We start from the raw sequence: 25,458 nt of genomic DNA, 5'->3' as shown, positions 1-25,458 counted from the left end.
GGGTCTCCGCCTTATTTCCAGATGTTCCAGGACGTCTGCATCCAGCCGCCGACCAGCAGCAGCCACACCAGCGTGACGGGGATGAAGATCTTCCAGCCCAGACGCATGATCTGGTCGTAACGGAAGCGCGGGAAGGTGCCGCGGATCCAGATGAACAGCGAGAGCACGAAGAAGGTCTTCAGGCCCAGCCAGATCCAGCCCGGAATGAAGTCCAGGAAGCCGATCGGGGACAACCAGCCGCCCAGGAACATCAGCACCGCGAGGATGGAGACCAGCCACATGCTGGCGTATTCGGCCAGGAAGAAGATGGCAAATCCCATGCCCGAGTACTCGACCATGTGGCCGGCCACGATCTCGGCCTCGCCCTCGACCACGTCGAAGGGGTGGCGGTTGGTTTCGGCCACGCCGGAGATCAGGTAGACCACGAACACCGGCAGCAGCGGCAGCCAGTTCCAGGACAGAAAGCCCAGGCCCATGTTGGCACCCATGCCCTTGGCCTGCGCGGCGACGATCTCGCCCAGGTGCAGGCTGCCCGACACCATGATCACGATCACGAGGCAAAAGCCCATCGCGATCTCGTAGCTCACCATCTGGGCCGAGGCGCGCAGCGCGCCCAGGAAGGCGTACTTCGAGTTCGAGGCCCAGCCCGCGATGATCACGCCGTAGACCTCGATCGAGGTGATGGCCATGATCAGCAGCAAGCCCGCATTGACGTTGGCGATCACGGCCTCGGGGCCGAAGGGCACGGCCACCCAGGCGGCCAGCGCCGGCATGATGGCCATGATGGGGCCGAGACGGAACAGGCCCGAGCTCGCGGCGGACGGGTTGATCAGCTCCTTGGTCAGGAGCTTGAGCGCGTCGGCGATCGGCTGCAACAGCCCCATGGGACCCACGCGGTTGGGACCGTGGCGGACCTGGATCCAGCCCAGGAACTTGCGCTCCCACAGCGTCGCGTAGGCCACAGCGCCCAAGAGGGGCAGCAGCACGCAGAGGATCTTGATCATGCCCCAGACCACGGGCCAGATGCCGCCGGTCCACCAGCTGGCAGCGACCAGGCCTTGGCCGAAACCGTAGATGCTGTCGATCATGCTGCGCTCGCTCCCTGGGCTTGCCGCGCATCCGCGGTCAACTGCAAGGACGTGGCCCGGCGCACCAGACTGTCCAACTGGTAGATGCTTGCGACGGCCGGTGCCGCCACCGCGCTGGCGGCAGCGACGCTGGCACGCGTCGCGTTCGACAAGCGCTCGGCCGGAATGCGCGTGACGCCATCAGCCTGGGCCAGGCCCAGCGCGGCCAACACGTCCTGCGTGGATTCCTGCGCGAAGCCCGGCAGGCCCAGCATGTTGCCGAGCACGCGGATCACCTTCCAGGCCGGACGCGTCTCGCCGAGCGGACGCACGACGGCGTGGAAGCTCTGCACGCGCCCTTCGGCGTTGGCGAAGCTGCCCGAGGTCTCGGTGAACGGCGCGATGGGCAGCAGCACGTCGGAGAACGCCAGGTTGGCCTTGAACGGGCTCAGCGTGACGACCATCTCGGCCGCGTCCAGCGCAGCGGCGGCGCTGGCGCCTGCCGCCGAGTCGAACTCGGGCTCGTTGTTGAGCAACAGCACGGCCTTGAGGCCACCGGCCAGCATCCGGGCGGCATTGCGGCCACCGCCCTGCGGCTGGGCGCCGACGAACTGCGCGCCCACGGTGTTGGCGGCTTCGGTCAGGTAGCCGAAGCTGGCACCGGTCTGCTCGGCGATCCACTGCGCCAGCGCCAGCAGGCTGGCGGCCTGGGCGTGGTGCGCGGCGGCATTGCCCAGCAACACGGCCTTGCGGTCACCACCCAGCAACGACTTGGCGATGGCCTGGGCCGCTTCATGCGCCTGGCCTGCGGCCGGCGCGGCGACGCCCTTCTCGGCGCCGATCGCCGTGGCCACGTCGGCCAGAGCCTGCAGCCAGTCGCCGGCTTCGGCCTTGAGCGTGGCCCCCAGGGTCATGGCCCAGGCGTCGGCATCGGCCAACTGGGCGCACGAGGCGATCGCATGCACCTTGGCGCCCTTGCGGGCGGCCTGGCGGATGCGCTGCGCGAACAGCGGGTGGTCCTTGCGCAGGTTGGAACCCACGACCAGCACGCGCTGCAGCGTGGACAGCGCCGTGACCGGCATGCCCAGCCAGCGCACACCCTCGGTGGCTGCGAACTCGGCCTGGCGCAGGCGGTGGTCGATGTTGTCGCTGCCCAGGCCGCGCACCAGGGCGCCGGCCAGGCTCAGCTCTTCCAGCGTGCTGTGCGGGCTGGCCAGCAGGCCGATGCTGGTGGCACCGTGGTCGGTCTTGATCTGCTTCAAGCCATTGGCCACGTATTCCAGCGCGGTCTGCCAGTCCACGGTCTGCCATTGGCCGCCCTGCTTGAGCATGGGCTGCGTGAGGCGCTCGTCGCCGTTCAGCGCTTCGTAGGAGAAGCGGTCGCGGTCGGCGATCCAGCACTCGTTGACGGCTTCGTTCTCGAGCGGAACGACGCGCATGACCTTGTGGTTCTTGACCTGCACGATCAGGTTGGCACCCGTCGAATCGTGCGGGCTCACGCTCTTGCGGCGCGACAGCTCCCAGGTGCGGGCGCTGTAGCGGAAGGGCTTGCTCGTCAGCGCACCGACCGGGCAGATGTCGATCATGTTGCCCGACAGCTCGGAGTCCACGGTCTCGCCCGTGATGGTCGTGATCTCGGAGTGCTCACCCCGGTGGATCATGCCCAGTTCCATGATGCCGGCCACTTCCTGGCCGAAACGCACGCAGCGCGTGCAGTGGATGCAGCGGCTCATCTCCTCCATGGAGATCAGCGGGCCCACGTCCTTGTGGAAGACCACGCGCTTTTCTTCGACATAGCGCGAAGACGAACCGCCGTAGCCCACCGCCAGATCCTGCAGCTGGCATTCGCCGCCCTGGTCGCAGATCGGGCAGTCCAGCGGGTGGTTGATCAGCAGGAACTCCATGACCGACTTCTGCGCCTTCAGCGCCTTGTCGCTCTTCGTGTGGACGACCATGCCCTGCGTGACCGGGGTGGCGCAGGCCGGCATGGGCTTGGGCGCCTTCTCCACGTCCACCAGGCACATGCGGCAGTTGGCCGCGATGGACAGTTTCTTGTGGTAGCAGAAGTGCGGGATGTAAGTCCCGGCCTTGTCGGCCGCATGCATGACCATGCTGCCTTCGGCGATCTCGACCTTCTTGCCGTCGACTTGGATTTCAACCATATCGGGTGCTTCTCGTTCAGGCCTGCGCCGTCGCGGGTTTCTTGCACATGGCCTCGAACTCGTGGCGGAAGTGCTTGATCATGGCGCGCACGGGCATGGCCGCGGCGTCACCGAGCGCGCAGATGGTGCGGCCTTGGATGTTGTCTGCGATGGAGTTCAAGAGGTCCATGTCGCTGGACTGCGCCTCCCCCCGGTGGACCTTGTCCACCAGGCGCCAGAGCCAGCCCGTGCCTTCGCGGCAGGGCGTGCACTGGCCGCAGGACTCGTGCATGTAGAAATAGGACAGCCGCTTGAGCGACTCGACCATGCAGCGCGTGTCGTCCATGACGATCAGCGCGCCCGAGCCCAGCATGGAGCCGGCCTTGGCGATGGAGTCGTAGTCCATCGTGCACTCGTTCATGATCGCGGCCGGCAGCACCGGCGAGGACGACCCGCCCGGGATCACGGCCTTGAGCGTGCGACCCTTGCGCACGCCACCGGCCAGCTCGAGCAGCTTGGTGAACGGCGTGCCCATCGGGATCTCGTAGTTGCCCGGCAGTTCGACGTCGCCAGAGACCGAGAAGATCTTGGTGCCGCCGTTGTTGGGCTTGCCACATTCGAGGTAGGCCGCCCCGCCGTTGCGGATGATCCAGGGCACCGCCGCAAAGGTCTCGGTGTTGTTGATCGTGGTCGGCTTGCCGTACAGGCCGAAGCTGGCCGGGAACGGCGGCTTGAAGCGCGGCTGGCCCTTCTTGCCTTCCAGCGATTCGAGCAGCGCGGTTTCTTCGCCACAGATGTAGGCGCCGAAACCGTGCGAGGCGTGCAGCTGGAACGTGTGCTTGCTGCCCAGAATCTGGTTGCCCAGGTAGCCGGCTGCGCGGGCCTCTTCCAGCGCTTCCTCGAAGCGTTCGTAGACCTGGAAGATCTCGCCGTGGATGTAGTTGTAGCCGACCGTGATGCCCATCGCGTAGGCCGCGATGATCATGCCCTCGATCACGATGTGCGGGTTGTACATCATGATGTCGCGGTCCTTGCAGGTACCGGGCTCGCCCTCGTCCGAGTTGCAGACCAGGTACTTCTGGCCCGGGAACTGGCGCGGCATGAAGCTCCACTTCAGGCCGGACGGGAAACCCGCGCCGCCGCGGCCGCGCAGAGCCGATTCTTTCATGGTCGCGATGACCTGGTCCTGCGTGAGGCCCTCGCCGCCATCGGCGGCCAGGATCTTCTTCAGGGCCTGGTAGCCGCCGCGGGCTTCGTAGTCCTTCAGGCGCCAGTTGCTGCCGTTCAGGTCTGCGTAGATCTGCGGGCTGATGTGGCGGCCATGGAAGCAGGTCTGCACGCCGGTGGCGGCGAACTGCGCCAGAACTTGATCTGCGTTCATGCTTTGCCTTCCGCTGCGCGCAGCCCGTCGATGAGCTGGTCGAGCTTCTCGTTGCTCATGAAGCTGCACATGGTGCGGTCGTTGACCAGCATCACGGGCGAGTCGGCGCAGGCGCCCAGGCACTCGCTCTGCTGCAGCGTGAACAGGCCATCGGCCGTGGTCTCGCCCATCGTGATGCCGAGCTTGTGCTCCAGATGGTGCAGCGCCTTGTAGCCGTCGCGCAGCTGACACGGCAGGTTGGTGCAGACGTTCAGCTTGAACTTGCCGACCGGCTGCTGGTTGTACATGTTGTAGAAGGTCGTGACCTCGTGCACGGCGATGGTCGGCATGCCCAGCAGGCCGCCGATGATGGTTTCGTGCTCGGGGTACACGTAGCCGTGCTGCTGCTGCGCGATCGCCAGGCAGGCCATCACGGCCGACGCGCGGCCTTCATAGGGGTACTTGGCGATCTCGCGCGCGAAACGGTCCAGCGTCTCCTGCGACAGCGTGGGCGCCGGTGCAGCGGTTGCGGAATGGGGAGCAGAGCTCATCGGTCGATCTCTCCGAACACGATGTCCAAGGTGCCGATGATCGCCACGGCGTCGGCCAGCATGTGGCCGCGCGACATCTCGTCGAGCGCAGCCAGGTGCACGAAGCCGGGCGGACGGATCTTCAGGCGGTAAGGCTTGTTGGCACCATCGCTGACGAGGTAGATGCCGAATTCGCCCTTGGGATGCTCGACGGCGGCATAGGCCTCGCCTTCGGGCACGTGGAAACCTTCGGTGAAGAGCTTGAAGTGGTGGATCAGCTCTTCCATGTTGGCCTTCATGCCCTCGCGCGAAGGCGCCGCCACCTTGTGGTTGTCGGTGATGACCGGGCCGGGATTCACGCGCAGCCAGTCCACGCACTGCTTGATGATGCGGTTGGACTGGGCCAGCTCTTCCATGCGGACCAGGTAGCGGTCGTAGCTGTCGCCGGTCTTGCCGACCGGGATGTCGAAGTCCATGCGGTCGTAGACATCGTAGGGCTGCTTCTTGCGCAGGTCCCAGGCGATGCCGGAGCCACGCAGCATGGGGCCGGTCAGGCCCAGGTTCAGCGCGCGGTCGGCGTCCATGACGCCGATGCCCACGGTGCGCTGCTTCCAGATGCGGTTGTCGGTCAGCAGCGTGTGGTACTCGCCCAGGTAGGTCGTGAAGCGCTTGGTGAAGTCGTCGATGAAGTCCAGCATGGACCCCTGACGGTTCTCGTTCATGCGCGCCAGTGCCTTGGCGTTCTTGATCTTGCTGACGGTGTACTGCGGCATGGTGTCCGGCAGGTCGCGGTAGACGCCGCCCGGACGGAAGTAGGCCGCGTGCATGCGCGCACCGGAGACGGCCTCGTACATGTCGAACAGGTCTTCGCGCTCGCGGAACGCATAGATCAGGATGGTGGAGCTGCCACAGTCGTTGCCGTGCGAGCCGAGCCACATCAGGTGGTTCAGCATGCGCGTGATCTCGGAGAACATCACGCGGATGTACTGCGCGCGGATCGGCACGGCGATGCCGAGCAGCTTCTCGATGGCCAGGCAGTAGGCGTGCTCGTTGCACATCATCGAGACGTAGTCCAGCCGGTCCATGTAGGGCAGCGACTGGATGAAGGTCTTGTGCTCGGCCAGCTTCTCGGTGGCACGGTGCAGCAGCCCGATGTGCGGGTCGCAGCGTTGCACGACCTCGCCGTCGAGCTCCATCACCAGCCGCAGCACGCCGTGCGCGGCCGGGTGCTGGGGCCCGAAGTTCAGGGTGTAGTTCTTGATTTCTGCCATGGGGTGTCCGCGGGTCGGCCCGGCTGCTTCAGTGCAGGCCGCCGTAGTTGTCTTCGCGGATCACGCGGGGCGTGATCTCGCGCGGCTCGATGCTCACGGGCTGGTAGACCACGCGGCGCAGCTCTTCGTCGTAGCGCATCTCCACATGGCCCGACAGCGGGAAGTCCTTGCGGAAGGGGTGGCCGATGAAGCCGTAGTCGGTCAGGATGCGGCGCAGGTCGACGTGGCCATCGAACAGGATGCCGTAGAGGTCGAAGGCCTCGCGCTCGAACCAGTTGGCCGAAGCCCACAGGTGCATGACGGACGGCAGCATGGGCAGGTCGTCGTCGGGGCAGAACACCTTCACGCGCAGGCGCTGGTTCAGGCTCACCGACAGCAGGTGCGAGACCACGCAGAAGCGCGGGCCTTCCCACACCGCATCGCGGTAGGCCGAGTAGTCGACGCCGCACAGGTCGATCAGCTGCTCGAACTTGCAGCCGGGCGCCTCGCGCAGGGTCTGCATGGTGTCGATGTAGTCGGCGGCCTTGACGGTCAGCGTGAGTTCGCCGCGCACCAGTGCGAGCGCGTGCACCTTGTCGCCCAGCGTCGTGGCGACCGTGTCCTTCAGGACTTCGAGATCAACGGCAAAGACGGTCATGGATCAGACGCGGGCAATGGTTTGGGTGCGGCGGATCTTCTGCTGCAGCTGGATGATCCCGTAGATCAGCGCTTCGGCCGTGGGCGGGCAGCCCGGCACGTAGACGTCGACCGGCACGATGCGGTCGCAGCCGCGTACCACGGAATAGCTGTAATGGTAGTAGCCGCCGCCATTGGCGCACGAGCCCATGGACAGCACCCAGCGCGGCTCGGCCATCTGGTCGTAGACCTTGCGCAGCGCCGGCGCCATCTTGTTGCACAGCGTGCCGGCCACGATCATCAGATCGGACTGGCGCGGGCTGGCGCGGAAGACCTCGGCGCCGAAGCGGCCGATGTCGTAGCGCGCAGCAGCCGCATGCATCATCTCGACCGCGCAGCACGCCAGACCGAAGGTCATGGGCCACAACGAGCCGGTCTTGGCCCAGTTCACAACCGCGTCGTACGAGGTCGTGACAAAGCCTTCCTTGAATACGCCTTCAATGGCCATAGCTAATCTCCAGTTGCCCGAACAGGATCATTCCCAGTCCAGGGCACCCTTCTTCCATTCGTAGACGAAACCGACGACCAGGATCGCCAGGAACATGACGACGGCCCAGAAACCGACGACGCCCACGTCTTTGAGCGCCACGGCCCAGGGAAACAGGAACGCGATTTCCAGGTCGAAGAGGATGAAGAGGATGGCGACGAGGTAGTAACGCACGTCGAACTTCATGCGCGCGTTTTCGAAGGCTTCGAAGCCGCACTCGTAAGGGGAATTCTTGGCCGCGTCGGGCCGGTTGGGGCCGAGCAGGTAGCCCAGCAACTGCGGTGCGATGCCGACCGCTATACCCACCAGGATGAACAAAAGAACTGGGAGGTATTGGCCGAGGTTCATCTGGAGGCTTCTTCACCGCTGCGTCGGCATGCAAGCCCTGCTGGGTTGCATGCCGACTTTTGTTGGTGCCGTCGGCGAGACTCGAACTCGCACAGCTTTCGCCACTACCCCCTCAAGATAGCGTGTCTACCAATTTCACCACGACGGCGGTTTTGTCGTGTCTGGATGGCATGAGGAACTTCGCTTTTGTCGAGCTAGTTGTTTGGCTTTCCAGACAGCATTCGAGTTTACCCTGAAACCGCAGGGTTCCCAGGCTGACGCCAGGGAAATTTCGCTGGCGCATCACGAGATGCGCCAGCATGGGATCACTGCGTCGGAATCTGGCCCGCGCCCGACGCCGGAACGGCTGGTGCTGCCGGCGCGGCCGGAGCCGTGACACCCGAGCCCGGAATTTGCGACGCCGGTGCCGGCGCCTCCTGCACCGCGCGCTCCAGCACACTGCCCGCACTCGCAGGCTGGCGGTTGCCGAAGTAGGCGAGCGCCAGTGTCGCGACGAAGAACACGACGGCCAGCACCGCCGTGGTGCGTGACAGGAAGTTGGCACTGCCGCTGGCACCGAACAGGCTGCCGGCGCTGCCGCTGCCGAAGGCGGCACCCATGTCGGCGCCCTTGCCATGCTGGACCAGGATCAGGCCGATCATCCCAAGGGCGGACAGGATTTGCACCGCCAGGACCAAGTTCAACAACACATTCATCTCTGCAAAACCTCTTCTGAGCCCTCAGCGGGCGGCGGCCACGATGGCCAGGAAATCCGGAACCTTGAGCGACGCGCCGCCGATCAGGCCGCCGTCGATGTCGGGCTGGGCCAGCAGGCTGGCCGCGTTCGATGCGTTCATGCTGCCGCCGTATAGCAACGGGATGCGGTCGGCATGGCCGCTGGCCGCAGCCAGCTGCGCACGCAGCACGGCATGCACCTGCTGGGCCTGCTCGGGCGAGGCGGTCTTGCCGGTGCCAATCGCCCAGACGGGCTCGTAGGCCACCACGACCTCGGTGATGCAATGGCCGTTGACATGGATGACAGCCGCCAATTGGCGCCGCACCACTTCCTCGGTGTGGCCGGCCTCGCGCTCGGCCAGCGTTTCGCCCACGCAAACGATGGGCGTGATGCCCGCCGCCAGTGCACGCTGCGCCTTCGCCGCGACGACCTCGTCGGTCTCGCCGTGGTATTGGCGGCGCTCGGAGTGGCCGACGATGGCGTAGCGCACGCCGAAGTCGCGCAGCATGTCGGCGCTGACCTCGCCCGTGTAGGCGCCGCTGGCATGCTGCGACACATCCTGCGACCCAGCCTGCACGGCCGTCTGGCCCGCCAGCCAGCCCTGCACGGCCGCGAGGTAGGGCGCAGGCACGCACATGGCCACGTCGCACACGGCAGGCGCCGCGGCCAGCCCTTCGAGCACGCCGCGCACCAGCGCTTCGCTGCCCGCCAGGCTGGCGTTCATCTTCCAGTTGCCTGCAATCAGTTGTTTCTTGCTCATCTCGCTCACCAGGTCAGCACGATCTTGCCGATGTGCTGGTTCGATTCCATCAGCGTGTGGGCCTTGGCGGCATCTGCCGCAGCAAAGCGGCTGTGGATCACGGGCTTGATCTGGCCGGCCTCGATCAGCGGCCACACATGGCGGCGCAGCGATTGCGCGATGGCACCCTTGAACGCCACCGGCCGTGGCCGCAGCGTGGAGCCCGTCACCGTCAGGCGGCGGCGCAGCACCAGGCCGGCATTGACCTCGGCCTTGGTGCCGCCCTGCACCGCGATGATGACCAAGCGGCCATCCTCGGCCAGGCAGTTGATCTCGCGCGCCACGTAGGCGCCAGCCACCATGTCCAGGATCACGTCCACACCCTTGCCATCGGTCAGCTTGCGGGCTTCCTCGGCAAAGTCGGCGGTCTTGTAGTTGATCGCGTGGTCGGCGCCCAGCGCCAGGCAGGCCGCGCACTTCTCGTCGCTGCCGGCCGTCGCGATCACGCGCGCGCCCAGCGCCTTGCCCAGTTGGATGGCCGTCACGCCGATGCCGCTGGTGCCGCCCTGCACGAGCAGGGTCTCGCCCGGCTGCAGCCGCGCACGGTCGAACACGTTGCTCCAGACCGTGAAGAAGGTCTCGGGCAGGCTCGCGCCCTCCTCGTCGCTGAGGCCAGCCGGCACGGGCAGGCATTGCGCGATCGGCGCCACGCACAGGTCGGCATAGCCGCCGCCGGCCACCAGCGCGCAGACGCGGTCGCCGATGTTCAGGCCCGCGGCACGCAACTCTTCGGCATCGCCGGCCTCGATGACGCCCGCCACTTCCAGGCCGGGGATGTCGGACGCGCCCGGGGGCACCGGGTAGTTGCCGGTGCGTTGCAGCACGTCGGGCCGGTTCACGCCGCTGGCGCGCACGCGCAGCAGCAACTCGCCGGCGCCGGCCACGGGGTCCGGGCGCTCGGCCGACTGCAGCACCTCGGGGGCGCCAAAGGTCGTGATCTCGATAGCTTTCATCGCGAGTCCTCGAAAGTACAAGGCACCGGCCAAACGCAAGTGCGGCCGGTGCGGTGCGCCGCGTCAAGCGGACGCGGCACGTCGCAACGCAGGCTTACTCGGGCTGGCCGGGTGCAGCGTCGACCGGTGCGGACACCGGTGCAGGTGCGTGCGCCTGCGGAGCAGAACGGTCCAGCAGCGCCTTCATCGACAGCTTGATGCGGCCCTTCTCGTCGGTCTCGAGCACCTTGACCTTCACGATCTGGCCTTCGCTCAGGTAGTCCGTGACCTTCTCGACGCGCTCGTGCGCGATCTGGCTGATGTGCAGCAGGCCGTCCTTGCCGGGCAGCAGGTTGATCAGCGCGCCGAAGTCCAGGATCTTGGTGACCGGGCCTTCGTAGACCTTGCCGATCTCGACCTCGGCCGTGATCTGCTCGATGCGACGCTTGGCCATCTCGGCCTTCTCCGGATCGGCGGACGCGATGGTGATCGTGCCGTCTTCCTCGATGTTGATCTGCGTGCCGGTCTCTTCGGTCAGCGCGCGGATCACCGAGCCGCCCTTGCCGATCACGTCGCGGATCTTCTCGGGGTTGATCTTCATCGTGAACAGGCGCGGCGCAAAGCTCGACACCTCGGTCTTGGCAGCGCCCATGGCGTCCTGCATCTTGCCCAGGATGTGCATGCGGGCTTCCTTGGCCTGGGCCAGCGCGACCTGCATGATTTCCTTGGTGATGCCCTGGATCTTGATGTCCATCTGCAGTGCGGTCACGCCATTGGTCGTGCCGGCCACCTTGAAGTCCATGTCGCCCAGGTGGTCCTCATCGCCCAGGATGTCGGTCAGCACGGCGAAGCGGTTGCCGTCCTTGATCAGGCCCATGGCGATGCCGGCCACGTGCGCCTTCAGCGGCACGCCGGCATCCATCATCGACAGGCAGCCGCCGCAGACCGAAGCCATGGACGAGGAGCCGTTCGACTCGGTGATCTCGCTGACCACGCGCACGGTGTAGGGGAAGTCTTCCTTGGTCGGCAGCACGGCCACCAGGGCGCGCTTGGCCAGGCGGCCGTGGCCGATCTCGCGGCGCTTCGGCGAACCCACGCGGCCCGTTTCGCCGGTGGCGAACGGAGGCATGTTGTAGTGCAGCATGAAGCGGTCTTCGTAGTCGCCCGACAGTGCGTCGATGCGCTGCGCGTCGCGCTCGGTGCCCAGCGTGGTCACCACCAGGGCCTGGGTCTCGCCGCGCGTGAACAGCGCCGAGCCGTGGGTGCGCGGCAGCACGCTGTTGCGGATCTCGATGGGGCGCACGGTGCGCGTGTCGCGGCCGTCGATGCGCGGCTCGCCGGCCAGGATCTGGTTGCGGACGATCTTCGCTTCGATGTCGAAGAGCATGTTTTCCACCGCCACGCGGTCGAATTCGACGCCCTCGGCCTTCAGGCCCGCCAGCGTCCAAGCGGTGACTTCGCGCGTGGCGTGGGTGCGGGCCTGCTTGTTGCGCAGCTGGTAGGCGGCGCGCATCTTTTCTTCAGCCAGCGCCACGACCTTGCCGATCAGCACGTCGTCCTTGGCCGGGGCCTTCCAGTCCCAGACCGGCTTGCCAGCGTCACGCACCAGTTCGTGGATCGCGTTGATGGCGATGTTGCCCTGCTCGTGGCCGAACACCACGCCACCCAGCATGACTTCTTCGCTGAGCTGCTGGGCTTCGGACTCGACCATCAGCACGGCGGCTTCGGTGCCGGCGACCACCAGGTCCAGCACCGAATCCTTGCGGGCGGTCTGGCCCGGGTTCAGCACGTACTGGCCGTTGACATAGCCCACGCGGGCCGCGCCGATGGGGCCGGCGAACGGGATGCCGCTGACCGACAGCGCAGCGCTGACGGCGATCATGGCGGCGATGTCGGCATCGACCTCGGGGTTCAGCGACAGCGTGTGGATGACCACGTGCACTTCGTTGAAGAAGCCTTCGGGGAACAGCGGGCGGATCGGACGGTCGATCAGGCGGCTGGTCAGGGTTTCGAATTCGCTGGGACGGCCTTCACGCTTGAAGAAGCTGCCCGGGATCTTGCCGGCGGCGTATCCCTTTTCCAGGTAGTCCACGGTCAGCGGGAAGAAGTCCTGACCGGGCTTGCCTTCGGACTTGGCGACCACGGTGGCCAGCACCACGGTGCCGTCCATGTCCAGCAGCACGGCGCCGGTGGACTGGCGTGCGACTTCGCCGGTTTCCATGCGGACCGTGTGCTGGCCCCATTGGAAGGTCTTGGTGACTTTATTGAACATCGTCATGCGGTACTCCTCTTGGTTTCGGCGCGGCGTCATGCCGGGCCGGGATGGAGACAGCGCCTGCGAAGGGACGATGCCATTCCACAAGAAACCGCGGCACGGGCCGCTTGTGGAATGACACAGCGCGTACCCGCGCGTGGCAACTGTCGGTTTTTTGTCGGTTTTTGAAGTGCAAAGCGCCTGAGCCAGCGAACCAACTCAGGCGCCTTGTGAACCTTCAGGTTCGGCGGATTACTTGCGCAGACCCAGCTTGGCGATCAGGGCCGCGTAGCGGTCGTGGTCCTTGGCGTTCAGGTAGTCCAGCAGCTTGCGGCGACGGCTCACCATGCGCAGCAGGCCGCGGCGACCGTGGTGGTCCTTGGCGTGGGTCTTGAAGTGGGGGGTCAGTTCATTGATGCGTGCGGTCAGCAGTGCAACTTGAACTTCGGGGCTGCCAGTGTCGTTGGCGGCGCGGGCGTTGGCCTGGACGACCTCGGCCTTGATGGATGCTGCAATCATGGAATTTCCAGAATGGACCGGAACCCGACGCACTTCGCCGCGGTGCGGCAAGGGCAGGTTCCGGAGGTTTCACTTGCGTTGGCCGACGGAACTGACCGCCAACGTGCGCCTTGCACGAGGCAAAGCCCAAAGATTATAGCGCGGCGCTCAGAGCGAGCTGGCCGAGAAGGTGTCGCAGGCCTTCACGCTGCCGGTCTTGAGGCCGTTGGCGAACCAGCGCTGGCGCTGGGCGCTGCTGCCGTGCGTGAAGCTTTCAGGCACAACGGCACCGCCGCTGCCACGCTGCAGCGCGTCGTCGCCGATCTTGGCGGCCGCGTTCATGGCCGCCTCGATGTCGCCGTTCTCCAGGATCTGGCGCGCGTCCTGGGCCTTGTTCGCCCATACCCCGGCAAAGCAGTCGGCTTGCAACTCCAGGCGCACGCTCATGCCGTTGTACTGCACCTCGCTCATGCGCTGGCGCATCTGATCCATCTTGGCGGTGATGCCCAGCAGGTTCTGCACATGGTGGCCGACCTCGTGGGCGATCACATAGGCCTGCGCGAACTCGCCCGGTGCGCCCAGGCGGTTCTTGAGGGTCTCGTAGAAGCCGAGGTCGATATAGACCTTCTGGTCGGCCGGGCAATAGAACGGCCCCATCGCGGCCTGGCCCTGGCCGCAGGCCGTGCGCGTGGCGCCACGGAACAGCACGAGCGTGGGGTCGCGGTACTGGCCGCCGGCCTCGGCGAACTGCTTGCGCCAGACGTCCTCGGTGTCGGCCAGCACGGTGGAGACGAACTTGGCCATCTGGTCGTCGGCCGGCGGACGCTGGGCCGGTCCCTGCGGTTGCTCGATGGCCACCGGCCCGCCGCCGCTCAGCATGCCCAGCAAGGTCAGCGGGTTCACGCCCAGCACCCAGCCGCCGACCAGCGCGATGACGATGGTGCCGATGCCGATGTTGCGGCCACCGAACACTGGGCGGCCACCGCCGCCACCCTGCCCGCGCCGGTCTTCGACGTTCTCGGACTCTCGATTTCCTTCCCAGCGCATGGGTCTCTCCTGCCTTGTGGTGGCGTGATGGTACCGCTCGTCCGGCAGAGAGGCGGGCAGCGCCCGACACCAATGTTTCCGCATGTACGATCCGCCGCGGATGCCGGTCTTGCCCCACCCCTGGCACCGCTGCACACCGAAGGAAGCCCGCCGATGGACCTGACCCCGGCCGACAAACCCACCGTCCTCGTGGTCGACGACACCGCGGACAACCTCACGCTGATGGCCGCGCTGCTGCGCGACAGCTGCCGCGTGAAGGTCGTGAACCACGGTGCCAAGGCGCTGGCCACGGCCGCCAACGCGCCACCCGACCTGATCCTGCTGGACATCATGATGCCGGAGATCGACGGCTACGAGGTCTGCCGCCGGCTCAAGGCCGACCCTGCGCTGTCGCACATCCCGGTGATCTTCCTGACCGCCATGACGGACGAGCATTCGGAGGAAAAGGGCTTCGAGCTCGGCGCGGTCGACTACATCACCAAGCCGCTGAGTCCGCCCATCCTGCTCGCGCGCGTGCACAACCACATCGCGCTGTCCACGCGCACGCGCATGCTGCGCTCCTTGTCGGAAAAACTCTCGCGCTACCTCTCGCCGCAGATCTACAAGTCGATCTTCGAGGGCGCGCAGGACGTCTCGATTTCCGCCGTGCGCAAGAAGCTCACGATCTTCTTTTCCGACATCAAGGACTTCACGCGCAACGCCGAGCGCATGCAACCGGAAGACCTCACCTACTTCCTGAACAACTACTTCTCGGAGATGTCCAAGATCGCGCTCGACCACGGCGCGACCATCGACAAGTTCATCGGCGACGCCATCGTGATCTTCTTCGGCGACCCGGAGACGCGCGGCGTGGAGGAAGACGCGCGCCAGTGCGTGCGCATGGCCGTGGCCATGCAGCGCCGCATGCGCGAGCTGCAGGCGGTCTGGCGCGACAAGGGCTACCGCCAGCCCTTCCAGGTGCGCATCGGCATCAACACCGGCTTCTGCCACGTCGGCAACTTCGGCAGCGAGCAGCGCATGGACTACACGGTGATCGGCAGCGAGGTCAACATCGCCGCGCGGCTGGAGCAGAACGGCACGCCGGACGGCGTGGTCATGTCGTACGAGACCTATGCGCTGGTCAAGGACGAGTTCCAGGCCGAGGAGCGCGAGCCGCTGGCGGCCAAGGGCGTCTCGCGCGACGTGCGCTGCTTCGCGCTGCAGGGCATCCACCCCGACGAGCCCGAGCAGCGCGCGGGCATCCACCAGAACTACGCCGGCCTGCAGCTCACGCTGGACCCGAACCGGCTGACCGAGGAAACGCGCGCCCGTGCGCGCCAGGACCTGGCAGCGGCGCTGGCCGCGCTGGACGCGGCGCCGCCCGCCTGACGCATCAGGTCTTGGGCAGCGTGACGCCGACCTGGCCCTGGTACTTGCCGCCGCGGTCCTTGTAGCTGACCTCGCAGACCTCGTCGCTCTCGAAGAACAGCACCTGGGCGCAGCCCTCGCCCGCGTAGATCTTGGCCGGCAGCGGCGTGGTGTTGGAGAACTCCAGCGTCACGTAGCCTTCCCACTCCGGCTCGAACGGCGTCACGTTGACGATGATGCCGCAGCGCGCGTAGGTGCTCTTTCCGAGACAGATGGTCAGCACATTGCGCGGAATGCGGAAGTACTCCACCGTGCGCGCCAGCGCGAAGCTGTTGGGCGGGATGATGCAGCTGTCGCCGTGGAAGTCCACGAAGCTCTTCTCGTCGAAGTGCTTGGGGTCCACCACCGTGCTGTGGATGTTGGTGAAGACCTTGAATTCCGGTGCGCAGCGGATGTCGTAGCCGTAGCTGCTGGTGCCGTAGCTGATGATCTTGTGGCCTTCGCGCTCGCGGACCTGGCCGGGCTCGAACGGCTCGATCATGCCGTGCTGTTCGGCCATGCGGCGGATCCACTTGTCGCTCTTGATCGTCATGGGTGAAGGCTCTCTCGAAAACGGGCGGCGATTGTAGGGGCCGGCAGGCCCCTGTCCTGTTTCAGCGCGGCAGCCCGCCCACCACGCCTTCGGCCAGCCAGTCCATCGCAAGGATCTGCGGATCGGCCAGCGTGCGGCCGGCCTCCAGCACCACGCGGCCCGTGTTGTCGCGCAGCGCGCCGGTGGCATGGAAGGGATGCAGGCGCCCCGCCGCGATGTCCTGCTGGCGTGCCTGCACCTCGTCCTGCACGGCCTTGGGCACGCGCGAGCCGAAGTCGCCCACGCGGATCATGCCCTCGCGCACGCCGCCCCAGACGCTGGCGCTCTTCCAGCTGCCGTCCAGCACGGCGCGTGCACGCCGCGTGTAGTAGTCGCCCCACTCGTGGCGCACCGACACCAGTTGCGCATCGGGGCCCAGCTTGCGCATGTCGGAGTGGTAGGCGATGGCGAACTTGCCGCGCTCCTGCGCGGCCGCCATGACCGCGCCCGAACCGGTGTGGAAGGCCATCACGTCCGCATCCTGGTTCATCAGCGTCATGGCCGCGTCGCGCTCGCGCGGCGGATCGAACCAGGCCTGCAGCCAGACCAGCCGTACGCCTGCCCGCGGCGCCACCGAGCGCAGGCCCAGCGTGAAGGCGTTGATGCCCTGCAACACCTCGGGAATCGGAAAGCCCGCCACGTAGCCGGCCATGCCGGTCTTGGTCATGCGGCCGGCCGCCACGCCGGCGAGATAGCGGCCTTCGTAGTAGCGCGCATTGGCCGTGGCCACGTTGGGCGCGGTCTTGTAACCCGTGATGGACTCGAAGCGCACCTCGGGAAAGTCGCGCGCCACGCGCAGCGTGGGCTCCATGTAGCCGAAGCTGGGCGTGAAGATGAGGCCGCAGCCCTGCTGCGCGAGTTCGCGGATCACACGCTCGGCGTCCGGGCCCTCGGCCACGTTCTCGACATAGCGTGTCTGCACCTGGCTGCCGAGCGCGGCCTGCACGGCCTTGCGGCCCTCCTCGTGCTGGCGCACCCAGCCCGCATCGGTGAGCGGGGCCACGTAGACGAAGCCGATCTTGAGCGGATCGCGCCCCGCGGCCAGGCCAGGCAGGCACACGGTGGCAACGGTGGCCAGCAGGTGCCTGCGCGACAGCGCGGAGGAAGAAGGTTGTGCCGTGCAGTGGTCGGCAGAAATGAAAGCGCGGCCAAGGCCGCTGCTGCGTATTTTAGAAGTGACGCTCTTCATGGGATGCCCGAAAGGGACGGGGAAAGGGGCGCGTATTGTCCACCATGCGCTGCGCACGCAGCGCCGGCCGCCGGGCACCCCCTACTGAGAGGCTTCGGCCAGGGCCTGCAGAACCGCCTCGACCACCGGCCCCGGCGACAGCTCCCGCCACACCAGGCCCACGTCCCCCGAGTCGTGCGTGAGGCTCAGCGGCAGCGCCACCAGCGCGCCCTGCTCCTGCAGGCTCTGCGCGACCACGCCCGAGTGCAGGGCCAGTGCGTCCGACTGCCGCAGCAGCGCGACGTTGGCGGCACCCGAGGCCGAGGTCAGCAGCACGGGCGGCATGGCCAGCCCCGCTGCCGCGAACGTGGCGCTCAGCGCCTCCTGCAGCGGTGTGCCGGCCCCAGGCATCAGCCAGGGGTGGCGCGCAGCGTCCCGCCAGCCCACGCGCTTGCGCCCCGCCAGCGGATGTTGCGGCCCACACACCACGCGGTACCGGTCGGCGAACAGCGGCCGGTGGGGCAGGCCGGAGCCCAGCACGCGGGTGTCCAGCCTGGTCACGAGCACATCGAGTTCGTTGCGCTCGAAGGCCTCCCACAGGCGCGCGGCGATGTCCTCGACCAGCGCCAGTTCGACCCCCGGCACCTGCGCCCGCAGCCGCAGCACCGCCGCCGGCACCAGCGACACGGCCGCCACCCGCATGGCGCCCACGCGCACCAGGCCCGCGCCGCCCGCGCGGACGACGGCCAGCTCCGCGAAGGCGCGCTGGGCATCCTGCAGCACGCGGCCGGCATGGGCCAGGATCGGCGCGGCGAACGGCGTTGGCCGCAAACGCTGGCCACGTTCGAACAGGCGCACCCCGGCGGCGGCCTCGATGTCGGCCAGCCACTGCGACACCGCCGGCTGGGTGATGTCCAGGGCGACCGCCGCCTCCGTGAGGCTGCGGTGCCGCGCGATGGCCAGCAGCACCTCCAGGTGGCGCAGACGGATGCGGCGTGTCCACTGCATCGCCATGGCACTGGCCGCGTCGGTTCGGGCGCGAGGGCGGGTCATAAGCGGATGGTAATGACGGCAGTAGAACTTGGCGGTTCTGGTCGCTGCCGGTTTCCGCAATCATGCGTCGCATCGCTGCCGCTCCCACAGGCCATGCTTGGAGCCGCGGCGCCCGCTGTCGCAACCTGTTCCAAGGAATCCACCATGCCGCCCATCCCCCGTCGCCCGCCCACGCCGCTGCACCACGACGCCGGCCGGCGCAAGGCGGTCCAGCGCCTGTTCACGACCGCCGCAGCGGCCGTGGCAGGGCTGCCGTTGACGTCGGCGCACGCCCAGGCGGCCGCAGCATCCGGTGGCTGGCCCGACCGCCCCATCCGCCTGGTCCATCCCTGGGCCGCCGGCGGTGGTGGCGACATCGTCGCGCGCCTGCTGGCCGAACGCATGCAGCCGCTGCTGGGCCAGGCTGTGGTCGTCGACAACCGCACCGGTGCGGGCGGCAACATCGGCGCGCAGTTCGCGGCACGGCAGGCGGCCGACGGCTACACGGTCATGACCACGGCCGGGGGATTCGCGATTGCGCCATCGCTGTTCCGCAGCCTCGGCTACGACCCGGTCAAGGACTTCGTGCCGGTGACCAAGATGGCGACCGCCCCCCTGCTCGTGCTGGTGCGCGCGGACTCGCCGCTGCGCAGCATGGCCGACCTGTTGGCACTGGCCAGGAAGGAGCCCCAGGGCGTGAGCTTCGCCTCCTTCGGCATCGGCTCGCCGTCCCACCTGATGGGCGAGAGCATCAACCGCCTGGCCAGCATCACGATGACGCATGTGCCCTACTCCTCGGGCAACGCAGGCACCGACCTGATGGGCGGACAGGTGACGCTGGCCATCCTCGATGCGCTGTCGCAGACGCCGCAGGTGAAGGCCGGCAAGCTGCGCGCGCTCGCGCTGAACGGAACCGCCCGCCTGCCCTCGCTGCCCGACGTGCCCACGCTGGCCGAGCTCGGCATCCCCTTCGAGCTGGTCGGCTGGCACGGGATGTTCGCACCGGCCGGCACGCCGCGCGCGGTCGTGGACCGCCTGAACCGGGTGGTGAACCAGATCATCGCGCTGCCCGAGGTCAAGGCGCGGCTCTTCGACCTGGCCTTGTTCCCCGTGCAGCCACCGACCACACCCGAGCAATGGGGCGCGATGTTCCGCCAGGACGTGCAGAGCTGGGGCGAGCTGGTGCGCAGCGCCGGCATCCAGCCGACCTGATCGCCGCATGCAGGAGCCAACCACCATGACCATGACTTCTGGGGCCAGCACAGCGCAGATCCGCACCGAGCGCGACCTGTGCTACGGCGAAGCCGCCATCGGCCACGGCACCGACAAGCCAGGCGTTCGCGCACTGCGGATGGACGCCTACCTCCCGGCCGGCGCTGCGCCCCCCACGGGCCGGCCGGCGCTGGTGCTGGCGCACGGCGGCGCCTACCACCGCGGCGCCAAGGACCGCGACGAATTCGACCAGGACGGCGCGCACAACACGCCCGTGCACGAATACTGCGCCCGCTTCGCCGCGCGCGGCTATGCCTGCTTTTCCATCGGCTACCGGCTGACCCAGGAGCGTGCCGCGCCGCAGGCTTGGCCGATCAAGCGCGACCGGGGCTCGTCCTCGCGCGAGCGGATCGACTGGGTGCGCGCGCAGCTGGGCCTGCCGCCGGCCAGCCACGAAGAGCTGCTGAACGGGGTCGAGGCGGCGTACGCCGATGTCGCCAGCGCCTTCCGCTTCATCGGCGAGAACGCCGCGCGCTGGGGCATCGACACCGAGCGCATGGCGATCGGCGGTTTCTCCGCCGGCGGCTTCGCAGCGGCCTATGCCGCCTTCGCGCTCGGCGTGCCCGCGGCCGCCCTGATCGGCCTGTCGGCCGGCATGGACGAAGAGGACGCCGCGTACTACGTGCATGGCGGCCGCGGCCTGCCGCCGGTGCTGCTGTTCTGCGGCGAGCACGACCTGCCCGCGATTCCCCCCCGCGCCGAGGCGCTCGCCTCGCGGGCGGCGCAAGCCGGCCTGGGCATGCGCCACTACGTGGTGCCCGGCAAGCCGCACTTCTACGACCGCGCCGCGCCCGTGATGCTGCAGCAGTCGACCATGGCGGGCGGCGAGACCTGTGCCACCGTCGAGGAGGCCATGGTGCGCTTCCTGGACGATGCCCTCGTGCGCCCCAGTGTCGGCGTAGCCCGGCTCGAGGCCTTCGCCCAGGCCTGGACGCGCCACGACATCGATGCGCTGATGGATTGCATGGCCGATGACTGCGTGTTCCACAGCGGGGCCGGCCCGGACGCGAGCGGCACGCGCTACATCGGCCGCGCGGCGGTGCGCACCGGCTTCCTGCGTGCCTGGGCCGACTTTCCCGATGCACAGTGGACGCGCGCCCGGCATGTGGTCACGGGCCGGCGCGGCATGTCCGAATGGACCTTCGTGGGCACCCGCGCCAGCGATGGCCAGCGCGTCGAGGTCGATGGCTGCGACCTGTTCACCTTCCATGGCGACAAGATCCGCGTGAAGGACTCCTGGCGCAAGCAGCGCAGCTGAGCCGGCGGGCAACGGAGCTTGCCACACCATCCAATATGGTGGAATACTCATCCACCATGAAAGAAGAAGCCCAGCCATCGCTGCACGATCGCATCGCCGCGCAGGTGCGCCAGCTACGCGCCGCGCGCGGCCTGTCGCTGGACGCGCTCGCCAGCCACTGCGGCGTGAGCCGCTCCATGATCTCGCTGATCGAACGCGGCGAGAGCAGCCCCACGGCGGTGGTGCTCGAGCGCCTGGCCTCGGGCCTGGGCGTGCCGCTGGCGGCACTCTTCGATGCAGCGCCCGGCGCAGCAGCGGAACCCGTCGCCCGCCGTGCGGAGCAGCCGCTCTGGCGCGACCCGGCCTCCGGCTATGTGCGCCGCAACGTCTCCCCGGCCGGCGCCGGGTCGCCCATCCGCATCGTGGAGGTCGAGTTCCCCGCCGGCGCGCAGGTGGCCTACGACACCGGCGCGCGCAGCCCGCGCGTGCACCAACAGATCTGGGTGCTGGAAGGCCGCATGCAGATCCGCCTGGGCGAGACCGTGCACGACCTTGCCACGGGCGACTGCCTGGCCCATGCGCTGGGCCGCCCCATCCTCTACAGCAACCCCACGCGCCGGCCGGCGCGCTATGCCGTGGTCCTCGTCAGCGAGGGCGCGGCATCGGCCGGGAGATGAGATGACCACCCCTGCATTCCAGATCCGCCGCCTGCAGCAGATGGACGCCGGCCAGTGCCGCGCACTGGCCGAACTGCTGATCGACTGCGTCGAGGGCGGCGCATCCGTCAGCTTCATGCACCCCTTGATGCCGGAGCGCGCCCTGGCCTTCTGGCGCGGCGTGGCCGAAGGCGTGGCGCGTGGCGAACGCGCGCTGCTCGTGGCCGAGGATGCGCTGGGCATCGCCGGCACCGTGCAACTCGTGCTGGCCCAGCCCGAGAACCAGCCGCACCGCGCCGACCTGGCCAAGATGCTGGTGCACCGGCGTGCGCGCCGGCTCGGCCTGGGCGAAGCCCTCATGCGCGCGGCCGAGGCCGTGGCGCGGGACTGCGGCAAAACGCTGCTGGTGCTCGACACGGTGGACGGCTCCGACGCCGAGCGGCTGTACCGCCGGCTCGGCTGGCAGTCCTGCGGCGTGATCCCCGGCTACGCGCTGTGGCCGCAGGGCGGCCTGTGCGCCACGCACTACTTCTACCGGGCCTTGGCGTGAGGTGCGATCAACCGATCGGCCGCAGCAACTCGGCCACATCGTCCTCGCTGAACAGCGGCGCTTCGCGCGTGGCCGCACCGTGCAGCAGGCCCTGGGCCAGTGCCGCCTTGCGCGCCTGCAGCGCCAGGATGCGCTCCTCGATCGTGCCCTCGGCCACCAGCTTGTAGACCATCACCTGGCGCGTCTGGCCGATGCGGTGCGCGCGGGCCGTGGCCTGCTCCTCGACGGCCGGGTTCCACCAGGGGTCGTAGTGGATGACGGTGTCGGCCTGCGGCAGATTCAGGCCGGTGCCGCCGGCCTTCAGACTGATCAGGAACAGCGGCACGGCGCCGCTCGTGAAGCGTTCGATGACCTCATCTCGCTTCTGGGTCTGGCCGGTCAGCGTCGCAAAAGCGATCTTGCGTTCGCGCAGCGCGGCCTCGATCAGCGCCAGCATGCCCGTGAACTGCGAGAACAACAGCACGCGCCGGCCTTCCTCCAGCAGCTCGGGCAGCATCTCCATGAGCAGTTCGAGCTTGGCCGAGCCCGCCGCCTTGGTGACGCCCGGCGTGGCCTTCACCAGCCGCGGATCGCAGCAGACCTGGCGCAGCTTGAGCAGCGCGTCCAGCACCTGGATCTGCGCCCTTGCCAGGCCCTTGTCCGCCAGCGCAGCGCGCACCGACTTCTCGGTCGCCAGCCGGATGGTCTCGTACAGGTCGGCCTGGGCACCGTCCAGCGTCACCGGCGTGATGCTCTCGGTGCGTGGAGGCAGTTCGGTGGCCACGGCCGCCTTGGTCCGGTGCAGCATGAAGGGCGTGATGCGCCGGCGCAGCAGCGCCAGGCACTGCGTGTCCGCATGCTTCTCGATCGGCTGGCGGAACACCTCGCGAAAGCGCGCCTGGCTGCCGAGGAAGCCCGGCATCAGGAAGTGGAACAGGCTCCAGAGTTCGCCCAGGTGGTTCTCCATCGGCGTGCCGGACAGGCACAGGCGCTGGCGCGCCTGCAGCGAGGCGGCCACCTGCGCGGCCTGGGTGCTGGCGTTCTTGATGTGCTGGGCTTCGTCCAGAACCACCAGGTGCCAGCGCTGGCCCAGCCAGCGTTCGCGGTCGCGCTGCAGCAGCGAGTACGGCGCGACCACGAGGTCACATCCCGAAAAGTCGGCCTTGTGCCGGTCGGTGCCATGCCACACGCGCGTGCGCAGCGCGGGCGCGAAGCGCTCGGCCTCGCGGCGCCAGTTGCCCAGCACGCTGACGGGCGCCAGCACCAGGCTGGGGCGGTCGAGCCGGCCGTCCTCGTGTTCGCGCAGCAGGTGCGCCAGGGTCTGCAGCGTCTTGCCCAGGCCCATGTCGTCGGCCAGGATGCCGCCCAGGCCCGCGCGGCGCAGGAACTGCAGCCAGTTCAGGCCCTGCTGCTGGTAGGGCCGCAGCTGCGCGCGCAGGCCTGTGGGTGGCGCAACGGCGGGCGGCGCACCGCTGCCGAGTTCGCGCAGCAGCTGGCGCAGGCCGTCGGCGCCATCCCAGACCGCGCCTTCGCCCAGCAGCACGCCCATGCGCAGCGCCTCCAGGCGCGACAGCCGCAGCGCATCGGCCTCCAGGTCGCGTTCGGGGCGCTCGCCCACGAGGTCGAGCAAGGCCTGCAGCCAGGGCTGCAGCGGTGCCGACGGCAGCCGCAGCCAGCGGCCATCGGGCTGCTCGCGCCACAGCCAGGGCGGCAGCTGCGGGCCATCGGGCGTGTGGCGCACCTGGCCGAGCAGCCCCGGCAACCAGGGCAGCACGTTGTGGCGCGCGCCGTCGATGGCGATGCCCAGCGAGAGGTCGAACCACGCCACCTCGGCGCCGGCCAGCAAGGCGTCTTCGAGCGCGGCGTCGTCGTGCGCGCCGGCAGGCGCGGTCACCTGCACCATCAAGGCATCGGCCTGCTGCACGAAGCCGGCCAGGTCGGCGTCGGCCTGCACCTCGAAACCCGCGGCACGCAGCGGCGCCCAGTCGTCCAGCGCCCAGTCCAGCCAGGCCATGCTGCCTGCCGGCATGTGGAAGCGCGACAGCGCATCGCCCACCAGGCCCAGCCCTTGCAGGCGCGCCTCGGCGGCCCGCTCGGCCGCCACGTCGCGGGCCAGCAACACGCGGCGGCCTGCGTGCGCGACCAGCACATGGGCCTGCGGCGTGAACCACTGGCCACGCAGGCCGGCGTAGTCGAAGTCCAGCGTGGCGCGCAGCAGGCCGCGCTGGGCACGTTCGGCGGCCGGCACGCGCGCCAGCTGCAGGCAGGCCACGGGCGGCACCTGGGGCCAGCGCTCGGGCGGTGTCACCACAGGCGGCAGCGGCAGGCCGGCCAGGCGTTCGAGCAGCCGGCTCTGCGCATCGCCGAAGGCCGATTGCGGCAGCGGTGGCGCGGCCAGCAACAGGCGCAGCTGGGCCGTGTCCAATCCGGGCGATTCCACTGGACCGCAAGAGCGGTCTTCAAGATCCAGGTACAGCGGCGACTGGGCGCCGTAGACGGCCGTGCGCGGCGCGGGCCGGGCATCGGCCGACTGCAGGTCGGCGCCCTGCTCGGCCACGCCAGCGCGCAGCAGCCACAGGCTCTCGGACTCGCGCGGCTGCTGGGTCTCGTGCCATTGCCACAGAAGCCGGCGCGGTGGGCCCCAGCGCAGCGGGGCCTCGCCCATCTCGCCCGATTCGATCACCGCGAACAAGCGGCCCGTGCGCGCAGCGGCCTGCACGGCCAGGCTGCCGATGGTGCCATCGACGATGCCGCTGTGGGTGGGGCCGTAGCTGTAGCGCTGCGTACCGAGCGACTGGATAAGGCGCACGCACTCGCGGTCGTCGTTGGGCTCGGCGCTGGCCAGCGCAGCAATGCGCACGGAAGCGTCGTAGCCCGGCGCCTTGGGCTTGGCCCAGCCGCCGCGCTTGAGCGCGCGCGACACCTGCCAGGCCAGTTGCAGGCGAGGCGGCTCGCGGCTACCGTGCGCGGGCTGCGGCGCGACCGACAGCAGGTACAAGGGCACATCGGGATTGCCGGCCGCCGCACGTGCGGACGTATCCACGGGCGCGGCGTCGAACAGGTCGAGCCAGGCGCGCATGGTCTCCGTCGCCCGCGGCACGGCGGGCGCCGGACGTGCAGGCACCGCATCGGGCGTGGCAGCGCGGCGCACGGCACCGGCGGCATAGGAGGCCTTGAGCGCCAGGGCCACCGCGTGCTTGCAATCCCGGCCCACGGGACAGGAACAGGTCGCCTCGAAGCTCACCACGCGGCCGCCTTCGCCCAGCTCCATCACGAGGCTGGTGTCGTAGGGCTCGCGCTCGCTGCCACGCACCACGCCATCGACGTGCCAGAGCTGCGCGTTCTCGGCGTGCAGCTGGTGCTCCAGCACGCCCTGGTTCAGGTAGACCTGCAGGCCGCGTGCGTAGGTGGCGGCTGAAAGATGGGGAGCGATGGATTGGGGATCGATCAGCAGGGCCACAG

Annotated in this window: 24 protein-coding genes and 1 tRNA gene; 5 read left to right on the top strand and 20 right to left on the bottom strand. The window is 68.5% G+C overall.

Annotation, left to right across the window (positions count from 1 at the left end):
- Positions 1-11 precede the first annotated feature (11 nt).
- From nuoH to ypfJ, 16 genes are all read right to left on the bottom strand, one after another.
- Positions 12-1,088, bottom strand: a complete 1,077-nt coding sequence (nuoH, locus tag ACSQ4M_RS16035) for an NADH-quinone oxidoreductase subunit NuoH (protein ID WP_436190439.1) — start codon at positions 1,086-1,088, stop codon at positions 12-14.
- Positions 1,085-3,229 carry an NADH-quinone oxidoreductase subunit NuoG gene (nuoG, locus tag ACSQ4M_RS16030; protein ID WP_436190438.1) on the bottom strand — a complete coding sequence of 715 codons (2,145 nt, stop codon included), beginning with the start codon at positions 3,227-3,229 and terminating at the stop codon, positions 1,085-1,087. The genes nuoH and nuoG overlap by 4 nt, the downstream gene beginning before the upstream one ends.
- Before the next feature lie 16 nt (positions 3,230-3,245).
- A complete protein-coding gene (gene nuoF, locus ACSQ4M_RS16025; RefSeq protein ID WP_436190437.1) occupies positions 3,246-4,589 on the bottom strand; it encodes an NADH-quinone oxidoreductase subunit NuoF in 1,344 nt (447 codons plus the stop codon).
- The gene (locus ACSQ4M_RS16020) at positions 4,586-5,119 is read right to left on the bottom strand and encodes an NADH-quinone oxidoreductase subunit NuoE family protein (protein WP_436190436.1); all 534 of its coding nucleotides are present in this window, start codon (positions 5,117-5,119) and stop codon (positions 4,586-4,588) included. Before ACSQ4M_RS16020 ends, nuoF begins: the two co-directional genes overlap by 4 nt.
- The gene (locus ACSQ4M_RS16015) at positions 5,116-6,369 is read right to left on the bottom strand and encodes an NADH-quinone oxidoreductase subunit D (RefSeq protein WP_436190435.1); all 1,254 of its coding nucleotides are present in this window, start codon (positions 6,367-6,369) and stop codon (positions 5,116-5,118) included. Before ACSQ4M_RS16015 ends, ACSQ4M_RS16020 begins: the two co-directional genes overlap by 4 nt.
- Before the next feature lie 28 nt (positions 6,370-6,397).
- Positions 6,398-7,006 (bottom strand): NADH-quinone oxidoreductase subunit C, encoded by a 609-nt coding sequence (locus tag ACSQ4M_RS16010; RefSeq protein ID WP_436190434.1) that lies wholly within the window; start codon positions 7,004-7,006, stop codon positions 6,398-6,400.
- 3 nt (positions 7,007-7,009) lie between these two features.
- Positions 7,010-7,492: a NuoB/complex I 20 kDa subunit family protein gene (locus tag ACSQ4M_RS16005; RefSeq protein ID WP_056175322.1), complete on the bottom strand. Its 483-nt coding sequence runs from the start codon at positions 7,490-7,492 to the stop codon at positions 7,010-7,012.
- A gap of 27 nt (positions 7,493-7,519) precedes the next feature.
- On the bottom strand, positions 7,520-7,879 hold the full coding sequence (locus ACSQ4M_RS16000; RefSeq protein WP_056658254.1) for an NADH-quinone oxidoreductase subunit A: 360 nt from the start codon (positions 7,877-7,879) through the stop codon (positions 7,520-7,522).
- A 63-nt stretch (positions 7,880-7,942) separates the two neighbouring features.
- A tRNA-Leu gene (locus ACSQ4M_RS15995) sits at positions 7,943-8,027 on the bottom strand.
- Positions 7,992-8,180 (bottom strand): hypothetical protein, encoded by a 189-nt coding sequence (locus ACSQ4M_RS15990; protein WP_436190433.1) that lies wholly within the window; start codon positions 8,178-8,180, stop codon positions 7,992-7,994. Before ACSQ4M_RS15990 ends, ACSQ4M_RS15995 begins: the two co-directional genes overlap by 36 nt.
- 4 nt (positions 8,181-8,184) lie before the next feature.
- On the bottom strand, positions 8,185-8,574 hold the full coding sequence (secG, locus tag ACSQ4M_RS15985; protein WP_436190432.1) for a preprotein translocase subunit SecG: 390 nt from the start codon (positions 8,572-8,574) through the stop codon (positions 8,185-8,187).
- A 24-nt stretch (positions 8,575-8,598) separates the two neighbouring features.
- Positions 8,599-9,354 (bottom strand): triose-phosphate isomerase, encoded by a 756-nt coding sequence (gene tpiA / locus ACSQ4M_RS15980; protein WP_436190431.1) that lies wholly within the window; start codon positions 9,352-9,354, stop codon positions 8,599-8,601.
- A 5-nt stretch (positions 9,355-9,359) separates the two neighbouring features.
- Complete coding sequence (locus ACSQ4M_RS15975; RefSeq protein WP_436190430.1) at positions 9,360-10,346, bottom strand: NAD(P)H-quinone oxidoreductase; 987 nt, start codon at positions 10,344-10,346, stop codon at positions 9,360-9,362.
- A 94-nt stretch (positions 10,347-10,440) separates the two neighbouring features.
- A complete protein-coding gene (pnp, locus tag ACSQ4M_RS15970; RefSeq protein ID WP_436190429.1) occupies positions 10,441-12,603 on the bottom strand; it encodes a polyribonucleotide nucleotidyltransferase in 2,163 nt (720 codons plus the stop codon).
- A gap of 228 nt (positions 12,604-12,831) precedes the next feature.
- Positions 12,832-13,098 (bottom strand): 30S ribosomal protein S15, encoded by a 267-nt coding sequence (gene rpsO, locus ACSQ4M_RS15965; RefSeq protein WP_056899063.1) that lies wholly within the window; start codon positions 13,096-13,098, stop codon positions 12,832-12,834.
- Positions 13,099-13,245: 147 nt separating this feature from the next.
- Positions 13,246-14,124, bottom strand: coding sequence for a KPN_02809 family neutral zinc metallopeptidase (gene ypfJ / locus ACSQ4M_RS15960; RefSeq protein ID WP_436190428.1), 879 nt, complete (start codon positions 14,122-14,124; stop codon positions 13,246-13,248).
- Between the two features lie 153 nt (positions 14,125-14,277).
- Between ypfJ and ACSQ4M_RS15955 the strand changes: the two genes are divergently transcribed.
- On the top strand, positions 14,278-15,492 hold the full coding sequence (locus ACSQ4M_RS15955; protein ID WP_436190427.1) for an adenylate/guanylate cyclase domain-containing protein: 1,215 nt from the start codon (positions 14,278-14,280) through the stop codon (positions 15,490-15,492).
- A 4-nt stretch (positions 15,493-15,496) separates the two neighbouring features.
- Here ACSQ4M_RS15955 and dcd read toward each other — a convergent pair whose 3' ends face one another.
- The 3 genes from dcd to ACSQ4M_RS15940 form a co-directional block, all read right to left on the bottom strand.
- Positions 15,497-16,063, bottom strand: a complete 567-nt coding sequence (dcd, locus tag ACSQ4M_RS15950) for a dCTP deaminase (RefSeq protein ID WP_056658233.1) — start codon at positions 16,061-16,063, stop codon at positions 15,497-15,499.
- A gap of 61 nt (positions 16,064-16,124) precedes the next feature.
- Complete coding sequence (locus ACSQ4M_RS15945; RefSeq protein WP_436190426.1) at positions 16,125-17,291, bottom strand: BMP family ABC transporter substrate-binding protein; 1,167 nt, start codon at positions 17,289-17,291, stop codon at positions 16,125-16,127.
- A gap of 81 nt (positions 17,292-17,372) precedes the next feature.
- Positions 17,373-18,323, bottom strand: a complete 951-nt coding sequence (locus ACSQ4M_RS15940) for a LysR substrate-binding domain-containing protein (RefSeq protein ID WP_436190425.1) — start codon at positions 18,321-18,323, stop codon at positions 17,373-17,375.
- Between the two features lie 144 nt (positions 18,324-18,467).
- Here ACSQ4M_RS15940 and ACSQ4M_RS15935 point away from each other — a divergent pair, with 144 nt between their 5' ends.
- The 4 genes from ACSQ4M_RS15935 to ACSQ4M_RS15920 are packed head-to-tail and all read left to right on the top strand — an operon-like array spanning position 18,468 to position 22,017.
- Complete coding sequence (locus ACSQ4M_RS15935; protein WP_436190424.1) at positions 18,468-19,514, top strand: Bug family tripartite tricarboxylate transporter substrate binding protein; 1,047 nt, start codon at positions 18,468-18,470, stop codon at positions 19,512-19,514.
- A gap of 25 nt (positions 19,515-19,539) precedes the next feature.
- On the top strand, positions 19,540-20,832 hold the full coding sequence (locus ACSQ4M_RS15930; protein WP_436190423.1) for a nuclear transport factor 2 family protein: 1,293 nt from the start codon (positions 19,540-19,542) through the stop codon (positions 20,830-20,832).
- 56 nt (positions 20,833-20,888) lie between these two features.
- A complete protein-coding gene (locus ACSQ4M_RS15925) occupies positions 20,889-21,488 on the top strand; it encodes a helix-turn-helix domain-containing protein (protein WP_436190422.1) in 600 nt (199 codons plus the stop codon).
- Position 21,489: 1 nt separating this feature from the next.
- Positions 21,490-22,017 carry an N-acetyltransferase family protein gene (locus ACSQ4M_RS15920; protein WP_436190421.1) on the top strand — a complete coding sequence of 176 codons (528 nt, stop codon included), beginning with the start codon at positions 21,490-21,492 and terminating at the stop codon, positions 22,015-22,017.
- A gap of 7 nt (positions 22,018-22,024) precedes the next feature.
- On the opposite strand, the gene ACSQ4M_RS15915 is transcribed toward ACSQ4M_RS15920, so the two are convergent.
- Entirely contained in the window at positions 22,025-25,456 is a 3,432-nt protein-coding gene (locus ACSQ4M_RS15915) for an SNF2-related protein (RefSeq protein WP_436190420.1), read from the bottom strand.
- Between the last annotated feature and the right edge of the window lie 2 nt (positions 25,457-25,458).

This window comes from Pseudorhodoferax sp. LjRoot39 (assembly GCF_964253035.1).
Lineage (GTDB): Bacteria > Pseudomonadota > Gammaproteobacteria > Burkholderiales > Burkholderiaceae_C > Pseudorhodoferax.
Note: the sequence above shows the minus strand (reverse complement) of the source record. Positions and strands in the feature narration are given on the sequence as shown.